This is a genomic window from Pseudobutyrivibrio xylanivorans, from assembly GCF_008935055.1.
Classification (GTDB): Bacteria; Bacillota; Clostridia; order Lachnospirales; family Lachnospiraceae; genus Pseudobutyrivibrio; species Pseudobutyrivibrio xylanivorans_A.
The window spans coordinates 2434699-2456470 of the sequence record NZ_CP043028.1; the positions used below are offsets into that span (position 1 = coordinate 2434699).

13 protein-coding genes are annotated in these 21772 nt (G+C 41.9%); 12 read left to right on the forward strand and 1 reads right to left on the reverse strand.

Annotated features, from left to right (window positions below; all coding sequences use genetic code 11):
• Nucleotides 1–489: 489 nt before the first annotated feature.
• Nucleotides 490–1347 (forward strand): TraX family protein, encoded by an 858-nt coding sequence (locus FXF36_RS10955; protein ID WP_151624012.1) that lies wholly within the window; start codon nt 490–492, stop codon nt 1345–1347.
• A gap of 329 nt (nt 1348–1676) precedes the next feature.
• Nucleotides 1677–2573: an alpha/beta hydrolase gene (locus FXF36_RS10960; RefSeq protein ID WP_151624014.1), complete on the forward strand. Its 897-nt coding sequence runs from the start codon at nt 1677–1679 to the stop codon at nt 2571–2573.
• Here FXF36_RS10960 and FXF36_RS10965 read toward each other — a convergent pair.
• Complete coding sequence (locus FXF36_RS10965) at nt 2561–3529, reverse strand: helix-turn-helix domain-containing protein (RefSeq protein ID WP_151624016.1); 969 nt, start codon at nt 3527–3529, stop codon at nt 2561–2563. The two genes, FXF36_RS10960 and FXF36_RS10965, sit on opposite strands and share 13 nt — an antisense overlap.
• Before the next feature lie 120 nt (nt 3530–3649).
• Between FXF36_RS10965 and rhaB the strand changes: the two genes are divergently transcribed.
• The 10 genes from rhaB to FXF36_RS11015 all read left to right on the forward strand — a co-directional run bounded on the left by rhaB (nt 3650) and on the right by FXF36_RS11015 (nt 21624).
• Complete coding sequence (gene rhaB, locus FXF36_RS10970) at nt 3650–5062, forward strand: rhamnulokinase (protein WP_151624018.1); 1413 nt, start codon at nt 3650–3652, stop codon at nt 5060–5062.
• A 114-nt stretch (nt 5063–5176) separates the two neighbouring features.
• Nucleotides 5177–6598, forward strand: coding sequence for an arabinose isomerase (locus FXF36_RS10975; protein WP_151624020.1), 1422 nt, complete (start codon nt 5177–5179; stop codon nt 6596–6598).
• A gap of 123 nt (nt 6599–6721) precedes the next feature.
• The gene (rhaD, locus tag FXF36_RS10980) at nt 6722–7549 is read left to right on the forward strand and encodes a rhamnulose-1-phosphate aldolase (RefSeq protein WP_151624022.1); all 828 of its coding nucleotides are present in this window, start codon (nt 6722–6724) and stop codon (nt 7547–7549) included.
• Between the two features lie 195 nt (nt 7550–7744).
• The gene (gene gltB, locus FXF36_RS10985) at nt 7745–12271 is read left to right on the forward strand and encodes a glutamate synthase large subunit (RefSeq protein ID WP_151624024.1); all 4527 of its coding nucleotides are present in this window, start codon (nt 7745–7747) and stop codon (nt 12269–12271) included.
• A gap of 13 nt (nt 12272–12284) precedes the next feature.
• Nucleotides 12285–13781 carry a glutamate synthase subunit beta gene (gltD, locus tag FXF36_RS10990; protein ID WP_151624026.1) on the forward strand — a complete coding sequence of 499 codons (1497 nt, stop codon included), beginning with the start codon at nt 12285–12287 and terminating at the stop codon, nt 13779–13781.
• A 58-nt stretch (nt 13782–13839) separates the two neighbouring features.
• Nucleotides 13840–15087 (forward strand): glutamine synthetase family protein, encoded by a 1248-nt coding sequence (locus FXF36_RS10995; RefSeq protein ID WP_151624028.1) that lies wholly within the window; start codon nt 13840–13842, stop codon nt 15085–15087.
• 19 nt (nt 15088–15106) lie between these two features.
• A complete protein-coding gene (locus tag FXF36_RS11000; RefSeq protein WP_151624030.1) occupies nt 15107–15676 on the forward strand; it encodes an ANTAR domain-containing response regulator in 570 nt (189 codons plus the stop codon).
• A gap of 215 nt (nt 15677–15891) precedes the next feature.
• A complete protein-coding gene (asnB, locus tag FXF36_RS11005; protein ID WP_151624032.1) occupies nt 15892–17478 on the forward strand; it encodes an asparagine synthase B in 1587 nt (528 codons plus the stop codon).
• A 129-nt stretch (nt 17479–17607) separates the two neighbouring features.
• Nucleotides 17608–19704: a glutamine synthetase III family protein gene (locus tag FXF36_RS11010; protein ID WP_151624034.1), complete on the forward strand. Its 2097-nt coding sequence runs from the start codon at nt 17608–17610 to the stop codon at nt 19702–19704.
• Nucleotides 19705–19878: 174 nt separating this feature from the next.
• A complete protein-coding gene (locus tag FXF36_RS11015; RefSeq protein ID WP_151624036.1) occupies nt 19879–21624 on the forward strand; it encodes an ammonium transporter in 1746 nt (581 codons plus the stop codon).
• The last annotated feature ends 148 nt before the right edge of the window (nt 21625–21772 follow it).

Consider the following 21772-nt stretch of genomic DNA (forward strand, 5'->3'; position numbering starts at 1 on the left):
AAACACTGTAAAAATGAGGCTTTCATGATAGATTTTAATATGAAAATGGATTGTGATTGTGAAAATGTAGCTGAAATTACAGTGTTATTTGCAAAAATGCAAAAAAACACTGTAGGTTGTCTGAACTGAAAATTTTTGATTACAGTGTTTTTGAAGAAAACCTAAATAACACTGTAATAATAAAATTTTTAAGATTATTCTTGAAAAGAATTTTTAATCATATTAGCCTTTTATTAGGACGTCCCAATCTGTGTTAAGAGGAGGCATATGACTATGAACAAAGAACAGTTACATAGGTACATTTCTCAGAGCACTGGCAATGAGAGTAACATATAAGTCAAAAAATGGATGGCACACGATGAGATGGTGAAAGCCAAGTCATAGGGGAAGACAATAGCCTTATAAAGTATTGAAAAATACTGCTATAGGGCTTTTTTTATCCACAAAAATGAGATATAGTAGATGAAAACGGCTTTGGAGGAAATCACAATGAAAAACTTACTTGAAAAAGGCCTAACAGGATTTGACCTGAAATATCTGGCACTTGTATTTATGGTGTTAGACCACATTCACTACTTTTTTGAATTCACAGGCAGGATACCAATATGGTTTTCATGGCTCGGAAGATTGGCAGCGCCTTTATTTTTATTTTGCCTCATAGAAGGCTTCATCCACACTCATGACAGAAAACGCTATTTTCTAAAAATCTACGTTATCTCAATTATTATGGGCCTGATACAATTTGGCTTCTATAATGTACTTGACTTTGCAGTTAGAGGCGATGGCTTCTTCCCTGTAAACGCCATGCTTTCAAGCTTTTCGATACTTCTAGTAGTACTTATGGGAATTGAGTGGATTAGACAAAAGAAATACTTAATTGGAATCCTGGCGGTGGTAATCCCAGTTATTATACTGCCAAATATCTTTGTACGCTTTGTATATTCAAATCCAGATAACCACATAGTTAATATACTTGCAAGCCTTATCAACTTCACAGTCCTTCCACTTCACAATATGATTCAAGATGGCGGGACGCTAACACTTTATGAAGGAGTGATTCTATATCTATTTAGTTTTTGCAAGAACAAGAACATAAGAATCTACGCATACATTATCTTTAAGCTCTTAATTGGAGTAGGACTTGTGACACTTACTATGGGAACATTTAATGTCCACGCCCTTATATTTGAATCCTTTGAATGGATGTCTGCCTTTTCAGCTATATTCATGCTTTGTTATAATGGAGAGCGTGGAAATGGAAATTCAAGGTTCTTTTATTTCTTCTACCCAGCACACATATACGTGCTATATGGCATGTCTTTTATTACCTATTCTTTATTTAGATAAAAACTAACTATTATAGTGCCTGACTACACTGATATGTACCCTCTTTACTGGACAACCAGTAAGGAGGGTACATATCACACTAAGTCAGGCGCTAATATTTTTCGGCAATATAGAAAATGGTTAATGAAAAAATAGTGTAAAATATAGTGTAATTTTAGTGGAATAATATTACACTATTTGTTAGAAAACATTTCTTGAAGCCAGACCTCATTGTGGTCAGGTAACTATAATTTACAGAAAGATTATTATGAATAAGGAAGACAATAGAATATATACACTTAGTGAAGAGGTGCCTGCGAAAGCGGTAGTTAAGATGGAGGAGTAATGTTATGTCATTTCAGACTTTTATGTTTAAATATCTTGCAGGGAAGAATGATAAGAAGCGTGATGCCAAGCTGGTGGTGCCAGAGAATATCACCATGGAGCGGGATATAAATTATCTTGGAAATAACGATCCGGACAATTTGTTGGATATCTATTATGAGAAGCATACCGAGAGGCTTCAGCCAACCATTATCAGCATTCACGGTGGTGGATATATTTATGGCTCCAAGGAGATTTACAAGCATTACTGCGCATATCTGGCAAGCCTTGGATTTACGGTTGTTAATTTTAATTATCATCTTGCACCGAAGGCAAAATTTCCATCGCAGCTTACAGAAATTAATCAGGTGATGGAGTGGATTGCTGCCAATGCAGAGGAGCATTTCATTGATATTAATAACGTATTTCTTGTGGGTGATTCGGCAGGAGCCCAGATGTGTAGTCATTATGCAGCGATTTTCACTAATCCAGAGTTTGAGAAGTTGTTTGATTTCAAGACACCTCAGTCCATCAAGATTAGGGCGATTGCATTGAACTGTGGAATTTACGAGTTTACTGAGCCGAGTCAGAATGACCAGATGGGAAAGCTTACAAAGGACTTACATGATATTTATCTGGGTAAGCACTCAGAAAGATGGGATGATCATGTGAATGTGCTTGGTCACATTACTGAAAACTTCCCACCTAGTTATGTGATGACAGCTTATTATGATTTCCTTCGTGGCAATGCGGAGCCTATGCACAATTTCCTTAAGAAAAAGGGCGTGGACACAGAGTTCAAGTGCTATGGTAAGGAAGGCCAGACATACATGGAGCATGTATGCCATGTGAATATGAACTTAGATGAGGCAAAGCAAATCAACCAGGACGAGGTCGAATTCTTTAAGCGCTACATCGTGTGAAGCCTGAAGTCTCGCGGAGACATACCGTAGGTTTCCTTGAATTTGCGGTAGAAGTAGCTACTGTTATCGTAGCCGATATAGGTATAGATGTCTTCGATGGTAAGGGTGGTGTGGCTGAGCAGGTAGGCTGCCTGCTGCAAGCGTCTTGCCAGAAGATGTTCTTTAAAATTTTTACCAGTATGTTTTTTCAGCAGTCTGCTTATGTAATAGGTAGGCTGCTTTGTTTTTTCTGCAATTGCTTCTAAGCTTCCATGCTTGTAATGAGAGTCGATATATTTCAGGGCAGTCAGAAGCAGATTCTGCTCGTACTGGGATGGAGTCTGCTCATTAACTCGACCAACATAGACAGATAAGGTCTGCAGAAGAAGACCCATTGTGGAACGGTTGATGGTGTTTATGATAGTTTCTGATTCCTGATTTGTAATGGTGTAAATCATATTTTCCATGAGATTTTGCACAGGAAGAATATCTGCAGTTGGAAAGTGCAGATAGGTCAGGAAGGAAGATTCTGGTGACAGTGTAGAAATCAAAAAGTCTCGGAGCAAGTCGCCTTCAGGAACCATTTGAAGTGCCTCATCAAAGAATTCTGGTAGTAATATGAAATTGACTGCAATATCATTTTCTGTTGCAGGCATTATTTCTTGGGTGGCATTTTGATTCAGGAAAAGAAGCTCGCCAGCCTTTAAAGTAAGCTCATCCTTTCCATTTAAGATGTGGTGAGTCTCGCCGGAAACCATGTAAACCAGTTCTACATAGTTATGGCTGTGCTTCGGAAAATGCACAAAACGGGTATGAGGACGTATCTCTATGAGACGTCCTTTTTTTAATAGCTTATCGCTATCGATGACAAAGGCATTGCCCGCTGAATAGCGGGAGCGGTCGATGTCTTTTCCCTTTAAAATCTCTTGTTCTTCCTCTGTGAGCTTGCTTAGCTCCTTCAATAAAATCTCATTCATAATGCAATTATAAAATGAATATAACTGCAAATAAAGTCCTATTTTTTATTTTTTGCCGACCTTAAATAGTGGATTGCCTGGGCCTATAATAGCATCATCAAATAAAAACGAGGGAAAGTTATGGGCGAGTTTTATTTAGCCGTGGACATAGGCGCGTCAAGCGGACGCCACATGCTATTTACAATTGAAGACGGTAAGATTTTGATGGATGAAATCTATCGCTTTGAAAATGGCATGAAGTCGGTGGACGGAAAGCTCCTATGGGACACAAAGTCTCTTTTTGAAGAGATTAAAAATGGTATGAAGAAATGTAGTGAGATGGGCAGGATTCCAGTTTCTATGTCTATTGATACCTGGGGTGTGGATTATGTTCTTTTGGATGAGGACGGAAATCTCACTGGCGATACATTTGGTTACCGAGATCATAGAACAAACGGCATGGATGCTGAGGTTTATAAGGTTATTCCTGAGGATGAGCTTTATAAGCGCATTGGAATTCAGAAGGCAATCTTCAATACAATTTATCAGTTGACAGCAGACAGGATTCAAAGACCAGAAGCACTTGCAAATGCTAAGACACTTCTGATGATTCCTGATTATTTGAACTTCCTTTTAACTGGAAACAAGGCATCGGAGTATACCAATGCCACAACCACAGGACTTGTAAATCCAGCTACAAAGCAGTGGGATTATGAGCTTATCGAAATGCTTGGATTTCCAAAGGAAATATTCTTAGAGCTGAAGCTTCCTGGTAATGAGGTTGGACAGCTTTCTAATCAGGTGACCGAAGAAGTTGGCTTTAGCTGTAAGGTACTTCAGTGTGCAAGTCACGACACAGCATCAGCTGTAATGTCAATGCCTCACCTTGGCGATGAGGGACTTTATATCAGCTCAGGTACCTGGTCACTGATGGGTGTTGAAAATAAGAATGTGCTTTCTAGAGACTGTGACCGTCAGGGCAATTTCACAAACGAGGGTGGCTATGACTACAGATATCGTTATCTGAAGAATATCATGGGACTTTGGATGATTCAGCAGGTGAGACATGAGGCAAATGATGCACTAAGTTTTGCTGAGTATGCAGAGCTTGCATCTAGAGCTAAAAGCTTCCCATCACTTGTTGATGCCAATGATGAGAGGTTCCTTTCGCCAAGGAACATGACAGAGGAGATAAAGAAGGCCTGCGAGGAGTCGAGACAGCAGGTGCCTGGCACCTCAGGAGAGTTGGCAGCTGTAATTTATAAGAGTCTTGCAAAGTGCTACGGAAATACGATAACGGAAATACGAAGCAACACAGGCAGAGACTACGAGGCACTCCACATCATTGGAGGTGGCTGCAAGAATGCGTATCTCAATCAGCTGACAGCAGACGCCACAGGACTTGTGGTATTGGCTGGTCCATCAGAGGCAACAGCAATAGGAAATGCAATGGTTCAGATGATTGAGGCAGGCGAACTTGCCGACCTCGTATCGGCTCGAGAGTGTGTGCGAGAGTCGTTTAATATTGAGATATTCAATCCACAGAATAATTAATTATTTATATGAGGCTGTAACTATCAAGCTCTAATATTTCTGAAGGAGACATGTAATCGACGGAAGAAATCATTAGGCTTGAGAGTGTAACAGCCGGACTATAGGAGGAATAAGATGTTAGTTAATACAAAGGCTAAAGTGGGAGTTTTTTCAATAGCTCTGGGTGCTTACTTACCACAGTTCCCAAGCTTGGTACCAGAGTTCAATAAGCAATTCGAGGATTTCAAAGCGTCAATCCCTGACACAGTTGAAATCATCGATGGTGGTGTGGTAACCACAAAGGAGCAGTCACAGGCAGCAGGTGATTTATTTAGAGCAGCAGATGTAGATTTGGTTTTCATGCAGCTTCTTACATATGCAACAAGCTACAATATGCTTCCAGCAGTAAAGGATCTTGATGTTCCTGTTGTTCTTGTAAATCTTCAGAAGCTTAAGGCTCTTGATTATGATACAGCAGGCACAGCAGAGTGGCTTGGAGAGGCATACGCTTGTGGTGCTGTAGGCGAAATGGTTGCAGATTTAAATCGTTACGGCAAGCGTTCAGCTGTAATTACAGGTGTAGTTGAAGGCGGTGATGCAGCGGTAGCTAAGGAGATTGACCAGTGGTGTAGAGCTGCTCAGTGTCGTAGAAGATTTAGAGAGACAAATCTTGCACAGATTGGCCGTCCATACCCAGGTATGATGGACCTTTACATTGATGAGTCAAATCTTTACAGAAGAATGCACGTATATACGAAGCAGTTCGATTGGGAAAAGATTTGGGCTATTGCAGATGATATTACAGACGAGGCTGCTATCAAGGCAAAGGCTGATGATATCCTTGATACCTTTGAGGTAGTTGGCGGTGTTGATGAGGAGAAGCTCCACGAGATGGCAAAATACGTTGTTGCCTTCGAACAGTGGGTTAAGGACGAGAAGCTTGGATTTGTTGCATCTCACTATGATGGATTTGCAAAGGGACAGGCTGGTGTAGTTGATAGTCTTCTTATTCCAGCATTCTCAATGCTTATTAAGCAGGGAACAGCCTGCGCAGTAGAAGGCGATATCAAGGTTGCCATGGCAATGAGTATCTTAAAGACAATCGCTGGTTCTGGTCAGCTTTCAGAGATGTACACAATCGACTTCAATGATGGTGTAACTCTCATCGGTCACAGTGGTTCAGGTGATGCTGACTTCTCTCAGGCAAAGAAGCCTACTATGAAGATTGTAGATGTGTTCCACGGAAAGACTGGCGGCGGATATCTTACACAGTTTTATCCACCAGAGGGCGACATTACATACCTTGCAATAACACAGGATGGTGAAGGACACTTCAAATTCGTATGTGCAGAGGGTGTAAATGTACCAGGAAAGATTCTTCAGAATGGTGACACAATGATGCGTACAGAATTTGCAATCTCACCAGCTGAATTCGTAACAAAGTGGAGCGAGGCTGGTCCAACCCATCACTTCGCAGCAGCAATTGGTCGTCATATTGATACAATCCTCAAGGTAGCTAAAGTATTTGACGTACCAGTAGAAATCATTACACGATAATTAAAGTTTATAAATGAGGCTGTAGTTCACAAGCTATTATAATTCTGAAGGAGACATGTAGTCGACGTAAGAATTCATAATGCTTGTGGACGTAACAGCCGGACTATAGTAAGGAGTTTTATTATGAGTATTTTAGATGTTAAGTTTGTAGAAGGATTTATTAGAATGGCCAACGACGGCTGGGAGCAGGGCTGGCATGAGCGTAACGGCGGTAACCTTTCTTATCGTATGAAGGATGAAGATGTTGCAGCTGTTAAGGAATACCTTAAGGAAGATGGCGAGTGGAAGGAAATCGGCACAGAGGTTCCTGGTCTTGCAAATGAGTACTTCATGGTAACAGGTAGTGGAAAGTACTTCCGTAACGTTATCATCGATCCAGAGGATTCAATTGGTATCATCAAGGTAGATGAGACTGGCACAAAGTATCAGATTCAGTGGGGCTTCGTAAACGGCGGCAGACCAACTTCAGAGCTTCCATCACACCTTATGAATCTTGAAGTAAAGAAGCGTGTGACAAATGGTAAGTACAGAGTTGTTTACCATGCTCACACTACAAATACAATCGCTCTTACATTTGTACTTCCTCTTTCAGATGAAGTATTTACAAGAGAGCTTTGGGAAATGGCTACAGAGTGTCCAGTTGTATTCCCATCTGGTATTGGCGTTGTAGACTGGATGGTTCCAGGCGGAAAGGATATTGCAGTTGCAACTTCAAAGCTTATGGAGCAGTATGACGTAGCTATCTGGGCTCACCACGGTATGTTCGCATCAGGTGAGGATTTCGACCTTACATTTGGTCTAATGCATACAGTTGAGAAGGCAGCAGAGATTCTTGTAAAGGTTCTTTCAATTACACCAAACAAGCTTCAGACAATTACTCCTGATCAGTTCAGACATCTTGCAAATGATTTCAAGGTAGAACTTCCAGAGAAGTTCCTTTTTGAAAAATAATCCCTATATTCTTAAAAATCTCAGGTCATTTTTGTGGCCTGAGATTTTTGTTTAACACTTTAATGTGAAAAAGTGCTTGCAATATTATAGAAATAATTGTATATTATTTCAAAGACAAAGGCGTCTAAACAAACACCCGAAGTGGGTGTCTGTTTAGGCGCTTTTTTTTCGTATGTAAGTGGAAGGAGTAGAAAGATGGAAAATCATCAGATGGGCTTGTACAGTCCCGAGTTTGAGCATGACAACTGTGGTATAGGAGCTGTGGTTTCCATTAAGGGAATCAAGACACACCAGACAGTGTCAGATGCTCTTAAAATTGTAGAAAACCTGGAACACAGAGCAGGAAAGGATGCTGATGGAGAGACTGGAGACGGTGTTGGAATTCTTCTTCAGATTTCTCATAAATTCTTTTCTAAAGTCGCAAAAGAGATTGGGATTAACATCGGTGATGAAAGAGATTATGGCGTAGGTATGTTTTTCTTTCCAGCTGAGGAGCTGAAGAGAAAGCAGGCCATGAAGATGTTTGAGATAATTGTGGCAAAGGAAAATCTAGAATTCCTTGGCTGGCGTGCAGTTCCAACTAAGCCTGAGATTTTAGGAAAGACAGCATTAGACTGCATGCCTACAATTTATCAGGCGTTTATTAAGAGACCAGAGGATTGCCCTAAGGGACTTGATTTCGACAGAAGACTTTATGTTGCAAGACGTGTCTTTGAGCAGACTGCAGAGGATACTTATGTTGCATCACTTTCAAGCAGAACAATTGTCTATAAGGGAATGTTTCTTGTAAATCAGCTTAGACTTTTCTTCGAAGATTTGCTTGATGAGGACTATGAGTCTGCTATCTGTACAGTACACTCACGTTTCTCTACCAATACAAATCCATCATGGGAACGTGCCCATCCAAACCGTTTCATCGTTCATAATGGTGAGATTAACACAATCAAGGGTAATGCGGACAAGATGCTTTCACGAGAGGAGACCATGGTTTCTCAGGTTCTTGAGCCAGAGATGACAAAGATTACTCCAGTGTGCAATCAGGCAGGCTCGGATTCTGCCATGCTTGATAACGCCCTCGAGTTCCTTGTAATGAATGGCATGCCACTTCCTCTTGCAGTTATGATTACTATTCCAGAGCCATGGGTAAAGAACAAGGCAATGGATCAGGCGCGCCGTGACTTCTATCAGTACTACTCAACAATGATGGAGCCATGGGATGGTCCTGCTTCAATTCTTTTCTCTGATGGTGACATTATGGGTGCCGTTCTTGATAGAAATGGACTTCGCCCATCACGTTACTATATTACAAATGATGATTACCTTATCCTTTCTTCTGAGGTTGGCGTGCTTCCAATCGCAGAAGAGAGAATTCGACTTAAGGATAGATTAAAGCCAGGCAAGATGCTTCTGGTTGATACTGTTAAGGGAAGACTGATTGATGATGATGAGCTTAAGGCAACTTATGCTGCGCGTCAGCCTTATGGTCAGTGGCTGGATTCAAACCTTGCACATCTTGCAGAGATTAAGATTCCAAACGAGCCAGTGCCTCGCTACACAAAGGAAGAGCGCGACAGACTCCAGAAGGCCTTTGGCTATTCTTATGAGGAAATTAAGGAGTCAATCCTTCCAATGGCTCTTAATGGCGCAGAAAACACAGGCGCAATGGGTATCGACGTACCACTTGCTGTGCTCTCAGATCACCATCAGCCACTATTCAATTATTTCAAGCAGCTGTTTGCACAGGTAACAAATCCACCTATCGATTCAATTCGTGAGGAGATTGTTACAGCCACAACTATTTACCTTGGAACAGCTGGAAACGTGCTTGAGGAGAAGGAAGAAAACTGCAACATGCTGCAGATTAACAACCCAATCCTTACAGTTACAGATTTGATGAAGATTAAATCTATGAAGGTGCCAGGCCTTCGCGCTGAAACTGTGCCTATCACCTATTACAAGAATACTTCCCTTGAGAAGGCTATTGAGCATCTTTATGTGGAGGTTGACAGAGTAAATCGAGAGGGTGCAAATATCATCATCCTTTCAGACAGAGGTGTGGACGAGAACCATGTGGCTATTCCATCACTTCTTGCAGTTGCTGCAGTTCAGCATCATTTGGTTCAGACAAAGAAGCGTACCAGCCTTTCAGTTATTCTGGAGTCTGGTGAGCCAAGAGAGGTGCATCATTTTGCAACAATTTTGGGTTATGGTGCTTCTGCAATTAATCCTTATCTTGCACAGGAAACAATTGCTGAGCTTATTGAAAAGGGACAGCTAAAGAAGGATGTTCATGCGGCAATTGATTCTTATAACGAGGCTGTTATCACAGGTATCATCAAGATTGCATCTAAGATGGGTATCTCAACTGTTCAGTCTTATCAGGGCGCAAAGATTTTTGAGGCTATCGGTATCAGCTCAGATGTTATCGATAAATATTTCACTGGCACAATAAGCCGTATCGGTGGAATCACTTTGACAGATATTCAGGCAGATGTGGAGATGCAGCACTCAAAGGCTTTCGATCCACTTGGACTTTCTGTGGACGAAACTCTCGATTCAAGAGGTCAACATAAGATGCGCTCAGGAGCAGAGGAGCATCTTTACAATCCTGCAACAATTCATCTCCTTCAGCTTTCTACAAGAACAGGAGATTACAATACCTTCAAGGAGTACACCTCACTGGTTAACAAGGAGGATGCAGTTAGAAATCTTCGCGGTTTGATTGATTTCAAATATCCAAAGAAGGGTATTAGCATTGATGAGGTTGAGTCTGTTGATTCAATCGTTAAGAGATTTAAAACTGGTGCAATGAGTTACGGCTCAATTTCTAAGGAAGCCCACGAGACAATGGCTATCGCCATGAATATGCTTCATGGTAAGTCAAACTCTGGTGAAGGTGGAGAGGAAGAGGAGCGTTACACAGTTGGTCCAGATGGTCTCAACCGCTGCTCAGCAATTAAGCAGGTGGCATCAGGTCGATTTGGTGTTACCAGCAAATATCTTGTTTCTGCAAAGGAAATTCAGATTAAGATGGCTCAGGGTGCAAAGCCAGGTGAAGGCGGTCATCTTCCAGGAAAGAAGGTTTATCCTTGGATTGCAAAAACCAGACTTTCGACACCAGGTGTGGCGCTGATTTCGCCACCACCTCATCATGATATTTACTCAATCGAGGATTTGGCTGAGCTGATTTATGATTTGAAGAATGCAAATAAGGATGCAAGAATTTCTGTTAAGCTGGTTTCTGAGGCAGGTGTTGGAACAATTGCTTCAGGTGTTGCAAAGGCTGGCGCACAGGTAATTCTTATTTCAGGCTATGACGGTGGAACAGGTGCTGCTCCAAAGTCATCAATCCATAATGCTGGACTTCCATGGGAGCTTGGTCTTGCTGAGGCACACCAGACTCTTGAGATGAATGGCCTTAGAAACAAGGTTGTCATCGAGACAGATGGAAAGCTTATGAGTGGACGTGACGTTGCCATTGCCTGTGCACTTGGTGCAGAGGAGTTTGGCTTTGCAACAGCTCCACTTGTAACAATGGGCTGTGTAATGATGCGTGTATGTAATCTTGATACATGTCCTGTTGGTGTGGCTACACAGAATCCTGAGCTTAGAAAGAGATTTTCAGGAAAGCCTGAGTACGTGGTGAACTTTATGCGCTTCATCGCACAGGAGCTTCGTGAGTACATGGCAGAACTTGGTTGCAAGACTGTTGACGATCTTTGTGGTCGCTACGATTTGCTGAAGCTTAAGGATGTTCAATCTAAGCCACGTTTGGCAAAGGTTGATTTGTCTGCTGTAGTTACTAATCCAAATCCTTACGAGAAGATTAGCTACGGCAAGAAGAACGTATTTAACTTTGAGCTTGAAAAGACTGTAGATGAAAAGATTCTCCTAAAGAAGCTTGCACTTGCTATCGAAAGTGAATCTGATGGAGAGGTTGATGTTGAGGTTTCAAACGTTAACCGCTCACTTGGAACCTTGCTTGGAGCAGAGCTTACCCGTCGATTTGGCGAGACTCTTAATGAGGATAGCTACAAAGTTAATTGCCATGGTGCAGGTGGTCAGTCCTTCGGTGCATTTATTCCTAAGGGACTTACACTTCGTCTTGAGGGCGATTCAAATGATTATTTTGGCAAGGGACTTTCAGGTGGAAAGCTTGTTGTTTATCCATCTAAGGAGGCAACCTACAAGCAGGATGAGAATATCATCATCGGAAACGTTGCCCTTTACGGTGCAACCTCTGGTAAGGCATTTATCAATGGTGTTGCCGGTGAGCGTTTTGCTGTAAGAAATTCAGGTGCAACTGCTGTCGTTGAGGGCTGTGGTGATCATGGTTGCGAGTACATGACAGGTGGTCGAGTTGTTGTTCTTGGTACAACAGGAAAGAACTTCGCTGCTGGTATGTCTGGTGGTATTGCCTATGTTTTAGACGAGGATGCTACACTTTACAAGCGTTTGAACAAGAGCATGGTTAGTCTTGAGACTGTCACAGATAAATATGACGTCCTTGAGCTGAAGGAGATTATTGCTGAGCACGTTGCTGCAACTGGCTCTAAGAAGGGCAAGGAAATCTATGATAATTTCAGCGAGTACCTGCCTAAGTTCAAGCGAATCGTACCATTTGATTACAAGAAGATGATGCAGACCATTGTTCAGATGGAGGAAAAGGGATTATCTTCAGAACAGGCTCAGATAGAAGCATTCAATGCACTTTGTAAGTAGGAGGATTAATTAGATGGGAAAGCCAACTGGATTTTTAGATTATAATAGAGTTGAGGCTGCCGCAGTTAAGCCTCTTGAAAGAATAAAGAATTTTAACGAGTTTCACGAGCCACTTTCAAAGGAAGAGCAGCAGAGACAAGGTGCTCGCTGCATGGATTGTGGCGTACCCTTTTGCCAGTCAGGTATGACAATTAAGGGGATGACCTCAGGCTGTCCTCTTAACAACCTCATCCCTGAGTGGAACGAGCTGGTTTATCAGGGCAACTATGAGATGGCCTACAAGAGATTGCACAAGACCAGCAATTTCCCTGAGTTTACCTGCAAGGTTTGTCCAGGTCTTTGCGAAAAGGCATGTACTTGTGGCTTGAATGGTGATGCTGTTTCCACAAAGGAAAATGAGAAGGCAATCATTGAATTCGCATATGCGAATGGACTTGCTGATGCTAAACCACCACAGGTTCGTACAGGAAAGAGTGTAGCGGTAATTGGTTCAGGTCCTTCAGGACTTGCTGTTGCTGACCAGCTCAACAAACGTGGTCATAAGGTAACTGTTTATGAGCGTAATGACAACGTGGGTGGACTTCTTCGTTATGGAATTCCTAACATGAAGCTTGAAAAACAGGTTATTGACCGCAAGGTGAAAATTATGGAAGAGGAGGGCATCAGTTTTATCGTAAATGCGAATGTTGGTGCTGATATCAAGGCAAAGGATTTGACATCAAAATATGATGCGGTTGTTCTTTGCTGCGGTTCTTCAAATCCTCGTGATATTGATGCAGTAGGTCGCAAGGATGCAAAGGGAATCTACTTTGCTTTAGACTTTTTGACTTCAACTACAAAATGTCTCTGGGCTAACAATATGAAGCTGGTAGAGGGCCAGTACATTTCTGCAAAGGATAAGGATGTGGTTATCATCGGTGGTGGTGACACAGGAAATGACTGCGTGGGTACTTCAATTCGTCACGGTTGTAAGTCTGTGACTCAGCTTGAGATGATGCCAAAGGCACCAGATGTACGAGCAGAGTCGAACCCTTGGCCTCAGTGGCCACTTGTCTGCAAGACAGACTACGGTCAGGAGGAGGCTATTGCAAAGTTCGGACACGACCCACGAATTTACACAACAACTGTAAAGGAATTTAAGACAGACAAAAATGGAAATCTTAAGTCATTGATTTTAGTGTCACTTGAGTCCAAGGTTGATAAGAAATCTGGAAGAAGAATGATGGTTCCAGTTGAGGGCACAGAGAAGGAAATTCCTTGTCAGCTTTGTCTTATTGCCGCAGGCTTCTTAGGCTCTGAAAAATATGTTACAGATGCCTTCAAGGTGGAGGTTGATGCACGTACTAATGTGGCAGCTTCAAAGCCAAATGGCTTTGCCACAAGTGTAAAGAAGGTATTCACAGCAGGCGATATGCATACAGGTCAGTCTCTTGTTGTAAAGGCAATCCGTCAGGGCAGAGACTGCGCAAGAGAGGTTGACGAATATTTAATGGGCTACACTAATCTGTAGTTCTTTACCATGATGCCCAATTAGGGTAAAATTTAAAGAAAAATCTGGAGGAGATATTATGTCTCATTTATCTATTGAGGACATCATAGAATTTGTGGAGGAGAACGACGTTAAATTCATCAGACTTGCCTTCTGCGATTTGTATGGTACCCAGAAAAATATTTCTATCATGCCACAGGAGTTGAAGACTGCATTCGAGGATGGAATTAACTTCGATTCATTTTTGATTTTAGGTTATTCAAATGTGGAAAAGGATTTGTTCCTAAAGCCTGATCCAGATACCCTGCACGTTCTGCCATGGCGTCCACAGTCTGGTCGTGTAATCAGATTTTATTGTGATGTGGTTTATGCTGACGGCACACCATTTTCACTTGATTACAGACACTTCCTCAAGGACACCTTAAAGGAGTGTGAGGAGATGGGCTTCACTACAAGAATGGGACTTAAGTCAGAATTTTATCTCTTCAAAACTGATGAGAACGGCAATCCTACCAGGGAGCCGTTTGATAATGGTGGATATCTTGATGTCGCGCCAAATGATAAGGGTGAAAATATTCGTAGAGAAATCTGTCTTACACTTGAGGAGATGGGAATCAGTCCACAGTCTTCACATCACGAACGTGGTCCTGGACAAAATGAGATTGATTTTGAGTCTGCAGATGTTTTGACTACTGCCGATAACCTTGTTACCTACAAGAATGTTGTTGAAAATATTGCTGCCAGAAATGGTGCCTATGCATGCTTTGAACCAAAGCCAATTGAGGGTGCACCAGGAAATGGTCTTCACATTCGTATGGCAAACTACAAGGGTGAGACAAATCTCGTAACAGAGGATAAGGATTTCTCTGAGAGCTTCATGGCGGGCATTATCAACAGAATGAGGGATATCACACTGTTCCTTAACTGCCGAGCTGACTCCTATAATCGCTTTGGACAGCAGGAAGCACCAAAGTATATTACCTGGTCACAGCAGAATAACTCACGTCTTTTTAGAGTGCCTGAGATTAACGGAAAGAGAAAGCATTTTATTCTACGTTCGCCTGATTCTTGCATTAATCCATATTTGGCTAGTGCAATTATTCTTCAGGCAGGTATGGCAGGAGTGCGTGGAAAGGAAAAGCTTCCACCAGCACTTGAGATTAATTCCAGACTTTTGACAGATGACAACCAGTCTGCATATTTAGAGATGCTGCCTCAGACCATCGAGGAGGCAATTGAGTGCGCATCAAATAGTGAGTTTATCAAGCAGTCATCCTTCGCAGATATTGCGAAGAACTATATTGAAACCATCACGGCATCTATTTAGCCTTGTGAAGGAGTAGACTATGGAACGAGCATTAATTGTCTGCGATAACGACAAGGGAACAGCCTTCTATAAATCCTTTCTCAAGGAAAATGGTTTTATAGACATGATGACAGTGGAAAGTATGCCCACTGCCAAACGAACTATTTTGGATTACGACTTTGATATCTGCCTGATTAATTTGCCTATCTGCGGAAGCAATTCCACAGAGCATGTTATCGATATTGCGGAGAAGAATGTCTGCCAGATTATTCTTTTGGTGAAGGCGGACTACTTTGAAGAGATAACAGATCAGGTGGCTGATTATGGCATTATCACTGTCTCAAAGCCAATCAACAAGCAACTGTTTTGGCAGGCTCTTAAAGCGGCTATGGCTGCGCAGCGTCGTATTGGCATGGCCCACAAGGAAAGTGTCAAGCTTGAGAAAAAGTTGGAGGAGCTGAAAACTGTCTCAAGGGCGAAGCTTCTTTTGATTGTAAATGATGGTATGACAGAGGAAGAGGCACACAAATATCTTGAGAGAAATGCCATGGATTTAAGGATTTCCAGGTATCAGATGGCACTTGGCGTCATCGAAAAATATGAAAAATAAATTTTTTTGTAAAAAAGTTGTTGACATCGTATTTATGAAGTCGTATTATATCAAACAAATAAAACGAATCGACAAAGGCGTCGTAGAAAACACTTACAGTGTTCTCTGCGGCGCCTTTTTTTGTAGCCAGTTGGTAGGCATCAAGCTCTTAGGTCTAAGAGACACTAAGGCTTGTGGCCGTAACCAACTGAGAATCTGGGAAGGAAATAAAAGTTATGTGTTCTATTATGGCTCTGAGTAAATGCCATATGTCCATGAAGGACTTTGAGCTGGCATTTTCTAAAACTCTATCACGCGGCCCTGACATGCAAAAGGTAATCACAGTAAGTGATTCAGTGCTGGGCTTTCAAAGATTATCCATTATGGGGTTAACTGATGCAGGTATGCAGCCCTTCGAGTTGGATGGCAATTATGCAATCTGCAATGGAGAGCTTTACGGCTTCAAGCCAGTTCGAGAGGAGCTTAAAGCTGATGGTTACAAATTCTTAAGCGACAGCGATTGCGAAATCATCTTACCTCTGTATCGTAAATACGGATTAAAGATGTTTGAAAAGCTTGATGCAGAATTTGCAATGGTCATCTACGACAAAGAGCTTGATAATCTTGTGGCTGCAAGAGATCCAATTGGTATCAGACCTTTGTTCTACGGCTATGATTCAGAAGGCTCAATCATGTTTTCATCGGAAGCAAAGAATTTGATTGGACTTACAGATGAAGTAAAGCCATTTCCACCTGGACATTACTATTACAAAGGCGTGTTCACCTGCTACTGTGATTTGGCAAAGCGCCAACAGTACAGAACAAAGAATGTTGAGGAAGCAGCAAAGAATATTAGAGAGCTTCTTGTAGCAGGAGTTGAGAAGAGACTTGATGCTGATGCACCTGTTGGCTTCCTTCTTTCAGGCGGACTTGATTCATCACTTGTTTGTGCAATAGCGCAGAAGATGATGGACAAGCCAATTAAAACCTTTGCAATCGGAATGAACGAGGATGCAATCGATTTGAAATATGCAAAAGAGGTTGCTGATTACATCGGTTCAGAACATCACGAAATCATTATCAATAAGCAAATTGTTCTTGAGTCTCTAGAGGAAGTTGTTGCAGCTCTTGGAACATATGACATAACAACAATCAGAGCCAGTATGGGAATGTACCTGATCTGTAAGGGCATCAAAAAGCAGTTCCCAGAGATAAGAGTTCTTTTAACTGGTGAGATTTCTGATGAGATTTTTGGATATAAATATACAGATTTTGCACCGAATGCAGAAGAGTTCCAGCGAGAGGCTGAGAAGCGACTTAGAGAGCTTTACATGTATGATGTGCTTCGAGCTGACAGATGCATTTCGGTTCACTCAATGGAAGCAAGAGTTCCATTTGGAGATTTGGCCTTTGTGGATTATGTAATGAGCATAAATCCTGAGATAAAGATGAACAAATACAATAAAGGCAAATATCTTTTAAGACATGCCTTCGAAGGACTTGATTACCTGCCATACGACATACTGTTTAGGGAGAAAGCAGCATTCTCAGATGCGGTAGGACATTCGATGGTTTACTACTTAAAGGAGTATGCAAACAGTATTTACTCAGACGAGGATTTGGAGAATGCAAAACGTAAATACGAATATCGCACTCCATTCACAAAGGAATCGCTTTTGTATCGCGATTTGTTTGAAAAATATTATCCAGGACAGGCTCACATGATAGTGGACTTCTGGATGCCAAATAAAAATTGGGAAGGCTGCGATGTAAACGACCCGTCAGCGAGAGTACTTTCAAATTATGGAGCTTCAGGAATATAAATAAATTGGGCTAATTAAGTGAGCCAGTAGCTGGCAAGCCCTGAGGTTTCTCAAGTGAAGCTTTCTATGCTGAACTGAGAAACTCTCAGGCTTGTAGGCGTAGCTGGCGGATTAAAAGGAGGATATATTATGGAAAAGAAAGTTACAGAAATTTTTGGAAGCAAAGTTTTTAATGATGCAACCATGAAAGAGCGTTTACCTAAGGATGCTTACAAGGCACTTAGGAACACAGTAGAGGAAGGTCGTCCTCTTGATAGAGATTTGGCTAATGTTATTGCACATGCCATGAAGGAATGGGCAATCGAGCTTGGCGCAACACACTTCACACATTGGTTCCAGCCAATGACTGGTGTTACAGCTGAGAAGCATGATTCATTTATTCAGCCAGATGAAGGTGGAAAGGTTATCATGACTTTCTCGGGCAAGGAGCTCATTAAGGGCGAGCCTGATGCATCTTCATTCCCATCAGGTGGTCTTAGAGCTACATTCGAGGCTAGAGGCTATACAGCATGGGACCCAACAAGCTATGTATTCATCAAAGATGATACACTTTGCATACCAACAGCCTTCTGCTCATATTCAGGTGAGGCTCTTGATAAGAAGACACCACTTCTTCGTTCTATGGAGGCACTTGATAAGCAGGCTGTCAGAGTTCTTAAATTATTTGGTCATGATGATGTTAAGCGCGTTATCACAACAGTTGGACCAGAGCAGGAATATTTCCTTATTGATGAAGAGGTTTATAATAAGCGTCCTGATTTGATTTACACAGGCCGTACATTATTTGGAGCTAAGCCTCCAAAGGGACAGGAGCTTGAGGATCACTATTTCGGAACAATTAAGCCAAGAGTTTCTGCCTTCATGAAAGAGTTAGACGAGGAGTTGTGGAAACTGGGTGTCCTTGCAAAGACAAAGCACAACGAAGTTGCTCCTGCACAGCATGAGCTGGCGCCAGTGTTCTCAACCACTAATATAGCAACAGACCATAATCAGCTTACCATGGAGATGATGAAGGTAGTTGCCAAGAGACATGGCATGGTATGTCTCTTACATGAAAAGCCTTTCGCAGGTGTAAACGGCTCAGGAAAACACAACAACTGGTCTATATCAACTGACACCGGAGTAAACCTTCTTGAACCTGGTGCTACTCCTTCCCAGAATACCCAGTTTTTGCTGTTCTTAACAGCGGTAATCAAAGCTGTCGACGATTATCAGGAGTTACTCCGTGTGTCCGTTGCATCAGCTGGAAATGATCATAGACTTGGTGCAAATGAGGCACCACCAGCAATCATTTCAATGTTCATTGGTGATGAGCTTGAGGCAATTGTAGAGTCAATCATCGATGGTACAGATTATCATGATATTAAGAAAAAGAAGATGACAATTGGTGCTACTGTAGTTCCTAGTATTTCACAGGATACTACAGATAGAAACAGAACATCACCATTTGCATTTACAGGAAATAAATTTGAGTTCCGTTCACTTGGTTCTTCAGCATCAATCTCAGGACCAAACGTAATTCTTAACACAATCGTTGCAGAAGTTCTTGACCAGTTTGCTGCTGAACTTGAAGGTTCAAAGGATTTCGATAAAGATGTTGATGCATTAATCAAGAGAGAGCTTACAGCTCACAAGAGAATTATCTTCAACGGCAATGGATATGCGCCAGAGTGGGTTGAGGAAGCAAAGAAGAGAGGCCTTGCAAATCTTAAGTCTACAGTTGATGCACTTCCTGCATTTGTTGAGAAGAAGTCAATTGATGTATTTACAAAGCATGGTGTATTTACAGAGCAGGAAATCTTCAGCCGTTACGATATTCAGCTTGAGAATTACTACAAGGTACTTGATATCGAAGCTCTTACTCTTGATTCAATGGTTAAGAAGGACATCATGGCAGCTGCTACAGATTATCAGTACACACTTGCTGAAACACTTAATGCAAAGGCTGCAACAGGACTTTCAGTTGATTCAACAGTTGAAAAGAAGAGACTTGAGTGTGCTTCAAAGCTTACTTGCAAAATGGATGAGAGACTTGAGAAGCTTGAGGCTGATATTGAGAAGGCTAAGGAGCTTTCAGATACATACGAGTTGGCTAAGTTCCATCACGATGTAATCTTCGCTGACATGAACGAGGTTCGTGAGGTGGTAGATTTACTTGAGACAGTAGTACCAAGTGATATCTGGCCTTATCCAACTTATGGAGAGATCTTATATTCGGTTAAATAATATGCAAATAGGAGGCCCCAGCTTGCTGGGAGAACCTGTTTGCCACGGCGCACCCCATTGCCGAAGGCAATTATAAATGGGTGCTGCCTTCCCGATAGCACAAAGGCGTGCAGTAATTACTAAGTAATTACTGTGCGCTTTTTTAATAAATAAAAACCCCAAGGAGGAAATATTATGGAAGAGTACACAAGCATTTTATTTGGTGTGTGGTTCCTTATAGGTGCCGCATTGGTTTTCTGGATGCAAGCAGGCTTTGCAATGGTAGAGGCAGGCTTCACCAGAGCAAAAAATACAGGAAATATCATCATGAAGAATCTGATGGATTTCTGTATTGGAACAGTAATGTTTATAGTTTTAGGTTTTGGCCTTCTTTTTGGTGAGGATTGCCTCTTTGGTCTTGTTGGTAGACCAACACTTGGCATCTTTACAGATTACGCTAATTTCGATTGGAGCAATTTCGTATTTAACCTTGTATTTTGTGCAACAACAGCTACAATCGTCAGCGGTGCTATGGCAGAGCGTACAAAGTTTGTAAGCTACTGTGTATATTCAGGTATCATTTCACTTGTTATCTACCCAATCGAGGCTCACTGGATTTGGGGCGGTGGATGGCTTTCACAGCTTGGCTTCCATGATTTTGCAGGCTCATGTGCAATTCACATGGTTGGCGGTATCTGTGCACTTATCGGTGCAAAGATTCTTGGACCTCGTATTGGTAAATTCTCACGTGACAGCAAGGGACATATTACAAAAGTAAATGCTTTCCCTGGACATAATATTGCAATTGGCGCACTTGGCGTATTTATTCTTTGGCTTGGCTGGTATGGTTTCAACGGCGCAGCAGCTACATCTTTAGAGCAGCTTGCTTCAATCTTTGTTACAACAACAATCGCTCCAGCAGTTGCTACATGTACAACAATGGTTTTCACATGGCTTAAGTTTGGCAAGCCAGATGTTTCAATGTCACTTAATGCTTCACTTGCAGGTCTTGTAGCTATCACAGCTCCATGTGATGTAACAGATGCACTTGGTGCAATTATCATCGGTGTTGTTTCAGGATTCCTTGTAGTATTTGGTGTATGGCTTCTTGATTATAAGCTTCACGTAGATGATCCAGTTGGAGCTGTTGCAGTTCACATGATGAATGGTATTTGGGGAACAATCGCAGTTGGTCTTTTTGCTACAACATCAGCTCCTGATAGTGAGCTTACAGGTCTTTTCTATGGGGGAGGTTTTAAGTTACTTGGAATACAGCTTTTAGGTGTCCTTACAGTAGGTGCCTGGGCAGCAGTTACAATTACAATCGCATTTTCAGTAATCAAAGCAACAATCGGCCTTCGTGCATCAGCAGAAGAGGAAATCGTTGGTCTTGATAGAACTGAGCACGGACTTCCATCAGCATATTCTGGCTTCAATATGCTTGAGGATGACTTCGATACAGATGATTACGATGAGGAGACAGCATCACTTATTACTGAAACTCTTGAGGCAGCTGGTCTTGCAACTCCTGATGAGGCAATCGAGGTTGAGTACGCACCTTCACAGATTACAGCAGCAGGTCGTCCACGTATGACTAAGGTAGAAATCCTTTGCAAGGAGCGTAACCTTGAGAAGCTCAAGAATGCACTTCTTAAGCTTGGAATCACAGGTATGACAGTTTCTCACGTAATGGGTTGTGGCGTACAGAAGGGTGCACCAGAGTACTACAGAGGTGTTGCTTTAGAGCCTTCACTTCTTCCAAAGATTCGTGTGGATGTTGTTGTTTGCAAGGTTCCTGTTAAGGATGTCATTGAGACAGCCAAGAAGGTTCTTTACACAGGCCACATTGGAGATGGTAAGATTTTCGTATACGATGTAGAGCAGGTTGTTAAGATCCGTACAGGAGAAGAGGACTTCGCAGCATTGCAGGATGTAGAATAAGAATTTGATAAAAGCTGGTGGTTTACTCAGAACTATAGGACTGGGATAAGCCACCAGCTTTTTTGGACCACAAGAAATGGTTTCCTCATTTTGGGGTACTCCTGTGGGAAAATGATTAAATGTCACCTTGATACTAATGATAGGTTGA

Bases quoted from the DNA above. Each gene is read 5' to 3' on its own strand.
- FXF36_RS10995 (WP_151624028.1), top strand. From the start codon at position 13,840: ATGTCTCATTTATCTATTGAGGACATCATAGAATTTGTGGAGGAGAAC.
- gltD (WP_151624026.1), top strand. From the start codon at position 12,285: ATGGGAAAGCCAACTGGATTTTTAGATTATAATAGAGTTGAGGCTGCC.
- asnB (WP_151624032.1), top strand. From the start codon at position 15,892: ATGTGTTCTATTATGGCTCTGAGTAAATGCCATATGTCCATGAAGGAC.
- FXF36_RS11010 (WP_151624034.1), top strand. From the start codon at position 17,608: ATGGAAAAGAAAGTTACAGAAATTTTTGGAAGCAAAGTTTTTAATGAT.
- FXF36_RS10965 (WP_151624016.1), bottom strand. From the start codon at position 3,529: ATGAATGAGATTTTATTGAAGGAGCTAAGCAAGCTCACAGAGGAAGAA.
- FXF36_RS11015 (WP_151624036.1), top strand. From the start codon at position 19,879: ATGGAAGAGTACACAAGCATTTTATTTGGTGTGTGGTTCCTTATAGGT.
- FXF36_RS11000 (WP_151624030.1), top strand. From the start codon at position 15,107: ATGGAACGAGCATTAATTGTCTGCGATAACGACAAGGGAACAGCCTTC.
- gltB (WP_151624024.1), top strand. From the start codon at position 7,745: ATGGAAAATCATCAGATGGGCTTGTACAGTCCCGAGTTTGAGCATGAC.
- rhaB (WP_151624018.1), top strand. From the start codon at position 3,650: ATGGGCGAGTTTTATTTAGCCGTGGACATAGGCGCGTCAAGCGGACGC.
- rhaD (WP_151624022.1), top strand. From the start codon at position 6,722: ATGAGTATTTTAGATGTTAAGTTTGTAGAAGGATTTATTAGAATGGCC.
- FXF36_RS10975 (WP_151624020.1), top strand. From the start codon at position 5,177: ATGTTAGTTAATACAAAGGCTAAAGTGGGAGTTTTTTCAATAGCTCTG.
- FXF36_RS10960 (WP_151624014.1), top strand. From the start codon at position 1,677: ATGTCATTTCAGACTTTTATGTTTAAATATCTTGCAGGGAAGAATGAT.
- FXF36_RS10955 (WP_151624012.1), top strand. From the start codon at position 490: ATGAAAAACTTACTTGAAAAAGGCCTAACAGGATTTGACCTGAAATAT.